Source organism: Paraburkholderia panacisoli (assembly GCF_008369935.1).
Classification (GTDB): domain Bacteria; phylum Pseudomonadota; class Gammaproteobacteria; order Burkholderiales; family Burkholderiaceae; genus Paraburkholderia; species Paraburkholderia panacisoli.
On sequence record NZ_VTUZ01000100.1, the window covers coordinates 1 to 9057 of the forward strand.

The following is a 9057-nucleotide window of genomic DNA, read 5'->3' on the forward strand; positions in this document are numbered from 1 at the left end:
GGCGGGGCGCATGGGCGTCTTCTTCGACATGGGAAGGCCTGCCCGATCCTTACGAACCGGAGTCTTGGAAACCAACTCTTCCCACTGAAAAACCTTGACTGACGACCTCAGGGCGTGAAACGGGCGATTGTTCGCGCCGCGCCCCGTCCACCTCGATGCGCTTTATGCATCATGGCACAAGGGGCCTCGCACACTATCGCCGACTCACAACAGGATCGCCTGCTGCAAAAGTTCCAGCGCTTTCAGTTCGTCCAGTCGACTCGTGCGCGCTTTACCTGCCAGCGTCTTGAGCAATGCTTCCGCTATCGGTTCAATACCATGAAGATTGTCCAGGCAGGTCACGGAAGTGAAGGGGGGTTCTACCGGGTTGCGCTGCGGGAGTACGGAGGCAGGGAGTGACTCAAGGGTTGCCGGCGTGGCTGCCGGGGCCTCGCCATCCGGTTCTTCAGGTGAGCGACCGGCAAAGTCGTCGGCGAAATCAGTTCCATGAATTTGCGGGCTGACAACGATCGTCTCTTTCTCTCCTGCGACATCCGCCGAAACAGGTGAGGGGCTGGCCGAATCACCGGAGGCGGTCGCACGCTCGCGCCTCGTGCGCCCCTTCCCGTCGCCGTGCTTGCCTTGTCCGTCAACGGTCGTTTCTCGCGAAAGCGGCTCGTGTGTTTGAACGGATGCGCGACCGCGCGGAGCAGGCGCAAGCAGACGCGACACCGACTCTGGAATCTCGGCTTCGGCGCGCGGGGTATCCAACCAGCCAGGTGGCAAACCGAGCCGCTCCGTGAACCGGTTTGCTTCGGCACTGTCCATGCGTTTCTTGCCATGTAGCCGATCGGCTATGTTAAAACCACTCATCTCCATGACCACGCCAAGTCTTACTTTCGATCCCTTGCGACTCGTGAGAAGGTGGAGATTCGCGCGTCGGATGTTCTCCAACTCCGCGCTGTCGCTTAATGCCAGCGATTGCTGTTGCAGCGTTTTGACAGGCGTCTTGCTTTTCGGATGCGAAGCCGTGAGTGGCGCACGAGGTTTGCGCTGTTCAGGCATTTCGCTTCGACTGTTCTTGACGGCTCCCGGCGAGCCGCCAGCTGCTTTCCTTGGCATTTGCGCTTCCTTGGACAAACTATTTTTAACAATTGGTTGCTGATCGACGTTCAGGGTGGCCGCCGGCTCAAGTGCTTCAGACTCTATGTCGGCTCCATCGTCCGTTTGGATGAAATCGAGCGGTGACTTCAGACGAGCAATGGTCTCCGCCGCGAGCGCAGGATTGGGGTGGTCAAAAAAGCCATGCGGCAACCCAAGCGTGGTTTCCATATGAAACGCGGTCTCGGGTGTGAACCGCTCGCCCTTCATCAGTTCGGCCACGCGCGTCATGTTGGATTCAAGCGCTATGGCGATATTCTCCGCGCCCACCGCATCGACCAGAAACTGGAACGATCGGGTTTTGAAAACGGAGGCAGTCTGGGCGGTGTCTCGAGGAGGCGCCTTCACGTACGGTTGTCCCCGGCGGTTGGAGGGGGATTTGTTTTCGTGGCGAGGTTGGCGTTGGCCGCTGTCCCGGGATCCCGCATCTCGCCCGCGGACTTGACTCATAAAGTAGATTCCATGCGACGTTGATACGATTATAGACGAGGCGATGTTGGCATTCGATGATGCGTCGGTCGCTCCAGGGGTCGAAAAGGAGCCGCGATATTTTCCACGTCGAGAACCCGATCGCCGGGCCCGCAACGTGATGTATGCGGCGCGACGATGGTTCGGTCGCTCAGGGCGGCAAACGCTCCTATAGTAGATGTCAGTCACCAAAGAGCTTGCAGCATGAGAGCATACAACCCCCAGAGCGCGCCGGAGCCTGACACATGGCTCGAACTCGGCGAACAGGAGCGCATTGTTCTGGTCGAAGCCTGGCATCGCGCGGCACACGTCAAACTTCCGAATGTCACCGCACATGCCGCGATTCACGCCGTCGTCGAAAACCAGATTGCGATGAATCTCGAACCGGTGGTCCGTGCCATGCATCGCCTGACGAAAGGAGGGCTGACGCGACACGATGCGATTCACGCGATCGGTTCGGTGGTCGCCGAGCACTTGTTCGATATTTTGCACACGGAGCAGAGCGACGATGCTGATGCTTCACAAGCGCGCTACGTCGCAGCAGTGGAGCGCCTGACCGTCGCGAGTTGGCGTCAAGGACGGAAATAGCTCCTTAAAACTTAATCTGTGATTCTCGAGCGGGGTCGTTTTGATCTTCGGGCGGCCAAGAAAAAAAGTGCAGGCGCAATGTGGTGTGCCGATGCCGAACTCGACAATGGTCTGTTGCTGCGCCGTGAAATCTCGTGGCGGTCAAGTCGACAGTGAAACGATTGAGTAGCGATCCAAATAATCGACAATTTGCAAATCGTCGGCCAAGTTGCACGATAGAATCGCGCTATTGCGAGATGAAAACTTAACTTAATGGGCAGGTCAGCAAGCGAATCTGTAACTGCGGTCTCGCCTCCTATGAGCACATCGCCGGGTTCGTGAACGGCCGCTGTCGGGCAGGCACGACAGCCTCTTGTCGACCCAGTTCGGCCTTCCACAACCTAGGCCCGAATGTCCACTGTAGGGAGGGAGCCCTCGGAACGCTCGATTCGTCGTTCTGTTTTGAATGGGCATTTTCTTTGCACCTATTGCCAGTTGGAATCACTGTCGGGTCGCCGAAGATCTATAACTGAATCGGCAGTCCAGGGTGAATGTCTGCCCAACTACCGCGAGCGCGCAAGCCCGCGAACTTTTGACCGGGGAAGGAGGTTTAGCGATTACGACCGACGACCCCATGCTTTGCCTTTTTCGAATCCCGATTAGCTTTATATCGGAGGTAATCATGCAATGCGGGTACCGTGGGTGGATCATCGACGCGACGCCCGACTTCTCCCTTGGGAAATTCTTTGCGCACGCGCGACTGGTCCGCATTTCGGCTGACGATGAAGTTGATGGTGAAATGCACATCGAGCGGAATCTTTCCTATTTCGACACGGAGGAAGAAGCGATCGAAGTTGCCCAACAATGGGCGTTTGCATGGATCTGCGAGCGCGACGGCGCCGATGGTATGCAGCACGAGACACCGGCATCCGGAGCGGCATTCCGGACGAAATTCTATCCGGATGAAATGCCGCATGTGCCGAGCCCACGCTGAATTGTTCACGTAAGCGCACCTTGCAACGCCGTAGCCGGAAGGCTGGGGACACAAAAAGCGACGCCGCCGGCCTGGTGCCGGGGCGCCGCCTGAGTCACACGCTCGCGGGTGGGGAGACCGCACGAGTGACTTGAAGATATCGTTCGCCACTACTCGCTTCAAGACGAAAGATCTTCGTTTGTAACAACGGAAAAGGCATTATTTTCATGATTTAATCCGATGATATTCGCTACGCGACCGGCCACGATGATCCTTTAACGTGGGGTCGCGACGGTCGCGTCTTTGCGAATTTACAAATTCGAAAATTTCTTACAAATCTGCTCACCGATTGAATCCGGCCAACAACGTGTCCCAGGTCACGCATCAGGTTTTCCCGGAACTTAAGATGTCCTTCAGTGCACTCGCAACGTAGACCGCAGGCCGGAATTCCCTCCGGCTGCATATTTTGAGCGTCCAAGTTCAACCCTTCACAGACGGCCATCTTTTGCGCACGCATCGCCGGCAACGGGGCGACGCATTTAGCCTGGCGCGATCGTCACCGCGCTCGCAACGAACTGCGGCGGCCGCAGTAAAGCTTCCTGACTCTCATCCATCGGTAGCGTATACCCTATGAACGGTCTCATGTATCGACGTGAGCGCGTACCATATTCGTAGTGCTGCGATCTGACCCGTGATTATGAGGAACGCGTCCGTTTCCGGGCGCACTACCAGCGTTAGCACAGTCGAGGTCCGTCCATGAAAGCAACGAACCTACCCTACCGCTCGCCTTCGCTACCGCCCGCGCCGGGCTCGCCCGCCTGCAGCATTGACGACGTCCGGGCGGCCCTGTTGCAAAGTGAGGTGAGTTACAGAATCCTTCTGGATAATTTTCCCGTGGCAATTTACTGCTGTGACGCCAGCGGTAAGCTGACCCTCTTCAACGACGCCGCTATCGAGCTTTGGGGACGATCGCCTGAAATTGGCGCGGATTCGTGGTGCGGGTCACACCGGATGTTCACGGTCGACGGCCATCCGCTTCCGCTTGATCGTTGCCCCATGGCGCTGACCCTGCGCGAACAGCAGGAGATCGACGTCGCCGAAGCCATTGTCGAGCGACCCGACGGCTCGCGCCGCAACGTGCTGGCTCATCCCCGCCTGCTGGCGGGTCCCAACGGAGAAGCGCTCGGTGCGATCAATATCGTCATCGACATTACCGAACGCAAACGCCTTGAAGAACAGCTAAAGGATGCCGATCGACGCAAGGACGAGTTTTTGGCGATGCTCGCGCATGAGCTTCGTAACCCGCTCGCGCCGGTTCGTTCCGCCGTCGAAGTACTGAAATCCGGACGACCGTCTGACATACAGATAGCGCAGGCTGTGAAGGTGATCGACCGCCATCACGCTGCCGTGCGATAAACCCCCACGCATGATCGCGGTGACGGGATTCGCCCAGCCAGAAGATCGACAGCGGTCCCTTGCGGCAGGGTTTGACGATCACCTGATCAAACCGGTCGCTCTCGACCCTTTACTTAAAAGTCTAACGTCCGGGACCTATCCGAACACGGGCGGATAAGCCTCCTTTCCACGTGGACGCTGGAGTGCATCCACCGAGCGCGCATCCAGCATCCCGCCTGACTGTGCATCCATCAACATTGCTGGGCATCCCGGCCTGTCAATCGCCATAGCGTCCACGACTCCGACCGCATCGGGGCACTCCGCGGTTTCCTCCATCGAGGCTCGTTCGACGCCTGCCAACACGCGCCGTGGCGCTCTCACATTCCTGCGGATGATGGCAGGCATCGAACAACCCTTTACGTTGAACAACCCTTTACGTTAGCACCAGTTCGATGAGCGTTCTGCAGAGTGAACGTTGGAATCCTCAGCGGCAGCTTTCGGACGATCTGCGCGAACGCCTACTACCGACCGACCCATTGCGGACGGTCGAGCCCACTTGACCTGAACGGCCGCTCACGAAGTGAAGCAGCCTAGCGCTATTTCGCGATTCTCCGGTACGCGCGAATCACTCCCAAGTATGCGAGTATGTCGCGACGAACAACGAACAAGTGAGAGACCATGAACACGGCTTTACCAGCGATCGACGCTCTCCGGGCGCAACTGTATGCACGGACGGTTAAAGGCAAGCACTTTCCGGATGTAAAACCCCTCATCTCCCATTACTGCTCCACCGCCACGCTGGAAGCAATACTCAGATACGAGCAAATCTGGTTCTCGAATCCTCTGCTGATGAACGACCTTGAAGAACTGCGCTTTGGCATGCTGACCGGCCGCGAGCGGTTCCGTAGCCACGAAGGTCTCAGGAACGTGTTCAGCTCGCGTCAACTTTACGATGCTTTCAGAAACCAGCTTGAACACTGTTTTGATGGCTTCGCACGGGAAGGTGCATTCGATGTTTACATCGCTTGTTTCGCTGAACACCAGCCCGACGACCGAGATGGGCTACTGTCTATGTGGCGTGGTTATGGCGCCAACGGCAACGGCGCGTGCATTGTTTTCGATACAAGCAAGCTCAACGAGGTGCAAGAGTCTCCGCTCATAATCGGGAAAGTCGAATACGCTGACAGGGACACCCGTATTCGCTGGGTGGACGGTATACCGGACACTTTCTGCGAGCTGTTTGCACAGGGCCAGTGGAAAGACGACGATCTGAAATTTGCCGCATGGGTGCTGTTCGAACGCCTTCTAGTTTTCTCGCTGTACACTAAGCACCAAGGCTTCCACGAAGAGCAGGAATGGCGGCTTACATACATGAAACATCGTGATTCTCATGATCTGCTGAGCGACATGCTCGACTATCACATCGGACCTCGAGGCATCGAGCCGAAGCTTAAATTTAAAATCAAGCCACTCGCCGGTGCAACAGACTCGTCTACGTTCATCGACAGCCTTGTTCATAACATCATTCTCGGTCCCACTGCATCCGCTGACATTCACCGACTGTCGGTTGAACGCATGTTGAAAAACATCGGTCGCCAAGCCTTGATATCACGGGTCGTTTCCTCGACCATACCGTTTCGATCGCATTAATCTGAGCCGTCTGCGGCCCTTCACGACGGCTTGACGAGATAAGCCACAAGCTTGATTGGCTTGTCATGGGTAAGCTGTATTAAACGTCACGCAAAGCGGTGTATTGGGTTGGGGACGAAATTCTCAACGGTGGGGATCTGAAAAACCAACCTCAGTCATGTGATCATTTTCGCCAAACCTACAATATTTGGAATTACTTGGTATGTCTCCCCGCGCCGTCGATCCCGCCGTCATCGCCTTTCGCCGTGTGCCCCCCAAGCAATGGGACGATCTTTCAGGTAAGGCCGCGATTGACACAGCACTGGCAATTTTTAAGGAAAATCCTCCTGCCCGTGCTGAGCTCATCGGCATGGACGCGGCACAATACCTAGAGCAATTCATTGCAGCCACGCAGGAGCATATCCGACGCGCACATTCAGGGTATGGGAGCGTGCGCTGGTTATGGTATTTGCGGCGAGCGCCAGAGGCCATCTTTTCGGGAAGTTATGACACGACCGTGGGGTACGACAGATTCCTTGCCGAAATCATGTCGTCTGGCTTCGCTAGGGAGGACCGGAGTGAGCTAGCCACCCGAATCACCTTCAGGGTAGACGACGCTGCTATTCGTCACGTCGCCTCGTTTGTCGGTCGGGTAAAACTGCTTTCTCAGCTACATATTCTTTATCGCCGTATAGGCAAAGGTGCGACGCTTGATGCACGTCTACCGATCCTAGCAGCAAAGACTCCAGCTGGTGTTGAAAGCGCGATCGCAATATACGATCAACGGCACGACCGTTCGCATGAATTCTTCGGCTCGGGTCTTGGTTTGGCCACTGTCGAGCCAAACTCCACGAATTTCGTGGAAGCAGCAGAGCGCTTCGACCTCACCGCGTTCCTGTCTTTTGGCTGCACACCCAGCTACTATCCCACCATCCGATATCCAGACGCTAATGGCGCCCAGATTGAGGTGACGGTGGAGGCCCGGCATATGCTCAAAACGTTAGATTTGAGGAATGCTCTCCGGCCTTTTGACGGCGAAGCTGGGTCGCCCGAGTATTTGCGCGAAGTCGCGCCGCTAATCCAGCTTCTTGTAATGTTGCCTGCCTTGATGACGCAGGTCCCCTGGGCGTTCGGAACCATCCTTCAACAGGGCTACTTCTTCTGCGGAGCGACGCGGCTAGAAGCTCTGTTCGACGCTTACCTGCCGGAAGCCACGGCCATACTCGCAGGAGAAACACCGGGGCTCCGGTGGCCTATCACGGCTGCCGAATGGCTTGGGGCGGTCAATCAAATCAACGTATGCCCCTGGCCCTTAATGGCTGGAAATATTTGTCGACGTTACGCGGAGCAGTACCTGCTCGACATTACTGGATGCTCCCAAGCATTTCTGCAAAGACTCGAAATTTCCAGGGCGCCGGCGTTGGGCAACGTGCGCGGGGCAGCCTTCGAATTGCAGTGTCAAGAAATTATTGATCGGTCCGCTTGGGCGCCCCCGCCCGCAATTCGCGAACTTCGAGGGCGAGCACTTCGGCGTGCCGGCCAAAGACTAACGGACATCGATGCTCTGGCCACAATGGACGGAGTACTGTTGATCGTTTCGAGCAAGAGCAGGATCTACGATCGCGAGTACGACCGGGGTACCTATCGCGTCGTCGAAAACGAGAGATCTAGGATCGATGAGGCTGTGACGCAATGGGATTCTGTTGTGGAAGGGCTAAATCGCGATCCCGCGGGAGATAACTTCGATTTTTCGGCCTTCAAACAAATTGTAGGTGTCGTATGCACGCCTTTCCCCGTTTACACCAGTAACGATCGGAGCCTAAGATTTGTCAAGGATGGACTGCGAGCGAGTTGCTCCGCGCACGAATTGCGTGACTGGCTGGAATAGCGGCCAACTGCAACGCCGTAACCGCGCTGCAGTGCATAAGCAGCACAACCCAATTGGAGAATCAACGGCCGCTACTATGAGGCGGATTCAACCGGTGGATGCAATAGTTTGCTGGAATCGTTCGGCGGGCGTCTCGTAGTTGCAAAACATCGACGCAGCACTTGCAGTGGATCCTGATCATCCGAAGGCCCTGGCACTGGCCGCGTCTGCGGCGCACGACGGCCAAAACTTCGCGCTCGCGATCCACTATTGGCAGCGCCTGAACGATACTGCGGCTTCCGGTTCGGCGATGGTCGCCGAGGCGCAGAGGAATATCAACGCTGAGGCAATGGCGGCGAATCCGGGGCAGGTCTCGTCAGTGGAGTTGTCGGGAAAGGGGCGGCCGACCGTGCTCGAAGTGCGCATGAGATTGGATCCGTCGCTTTCGGCACGCACGCGCCCAGATGAACAGGTCTATGTCTACGCACTCGCCGAAGATGGTGTTGGTGTCCTTTAATTCTGCTAGCCGTGTCCACAGTATTTGCTAATGGGAGAGGAGCCGCAGAGCCCGCCAGGTATGGCGACGAGGCAAGATTGCCAGTTCCATCATCCGTTGCGTTTCGGCAACGGGTGAGCAGCAGGATGTCCGTTAATTCTGCTAGCGTGTTCGGCGTGTCCTTTAATTCGGCTAATGTGGCTGCCGATCGACGCGATAGGTGCGCGAACCACAGGCGACGGCAAGCGAGATTGCCGAAGAAAATATATTTCGATGCTCGGGCAGCGCCGATCTATTGAGGCGAACGAAAACGCCATACTGTGTGGGACTTTCGGATTTAATTCGGATGCCTTCTCAAGTGCGTGTGTGGACTTCGACAACCGAAGTGTCATGCTGCGCCTAGTCCATTGAACCAATGAAATTGCACCGATCTAAAGGTGCATGGGCAAAATGAATCTGAGTGAAGCCGAGCGCGAAGAACTGCTGTCGATGCAGCGCAGCCGAACGATGGCCGTTGGCCAG

General features: G+C 56.6%; 7 protein-coding genes. 6 read left to right on the forward strand and 1 reads right to left on the reverse strand.

Features of this window, described 5'->3' with window-relative positions; all coding sequences use genetic code 11:
* Positions 1–204 precede the first annotated feature (204 nt).
* Positions 205–1590, reverse strand: a complete 1386-nt coding sequence (locus FVF58_RS50235) for a hypothetical protein (protein ID WP_149676876.1) — start codon at positions 1588–1590, stop codon at positions 205–207.
* Between the two features lie 222 nt (positions 1591–1812).
* On the opposite strand from FVF58_RS50235, the gene FVF58_RS50240 reads away from it, so the two are divergent.
* The 6 genes from FVF58_RS50240 (at position 1813) to FVF58_RS50265 (ending at position 8556) form a co-directional block, all read left to right on the forward strand.
* Positions 1813–2196 carry a hypothetical protein gene (locus tag FVF58_RS50240; RefSeq protein ID WP_149676877.1) on the forward strand — a complete coding sequence of 128 codons (384 nt, stop codon included), beginning with the start codon at positions 1813–1815 and terminating at the stop codon, positions 2194–2196.
* A 526-nt stretch (positions 2197–2722) separates the two neighbouring features.
* Positions 2723–3169 carry a hypothetical protein gene (locus FVF58_RS52220; protein ID WP_188131231.1) on the forward strand — a complete coding sequence of 149 codons (447 nt, stop codon included), beginning with the start codon at positions 2723–2725 and terminating at the stop codon, positions 3167–3169.
* A gap of 735 nt (positions 3170–3904) precedes the next feature.
* On the forward strand, positions 3905–4564 hold the full coding sequence (locus FVF58_RS50250) for a PAS domain S-box protein (RefSeq protein ID WP_149676878.1): 660 nt from the start codon (positions 3905–3907) through the stop codon (positions 4562–4564).
* A gap of 657 nt (positions 4565–5221) precedes the next feature.
* Complete coding sequence (locus FVF58_RS50255; RefSeq protein WP_149676879.1) at positions 5222–6193, forward strand: DUF2971 domain-containing protein; 972 nt, start codon at positions 5222–5224, stop codon at positions 6191–6193.
* Positions 6194–6395: 202 nt separating this feature from the next.
* On the forward strand, positions 6396–8060 hold the full coding sequence (locus FVF58_RS50260) for a hypothetical protein (protein ID WP_149676880.1): 1665 nt from the start codon (positions 6396–6398) through the stop codon (positions 8058–8060).
* 139 nt (positions 8061–8199) lie between these two features.
* Complete coding sequence (locus FVF58_RS50265) at positions 8200–8556, forward strand: hypothetical protein (protein WP_149676881.1); 357 nt, start codon at positions 8200–8202, stop codon at positions 8554–8556.
* The last annotated feature ends 501 nt before the right edge of the window (positions 8557–9057 follow it).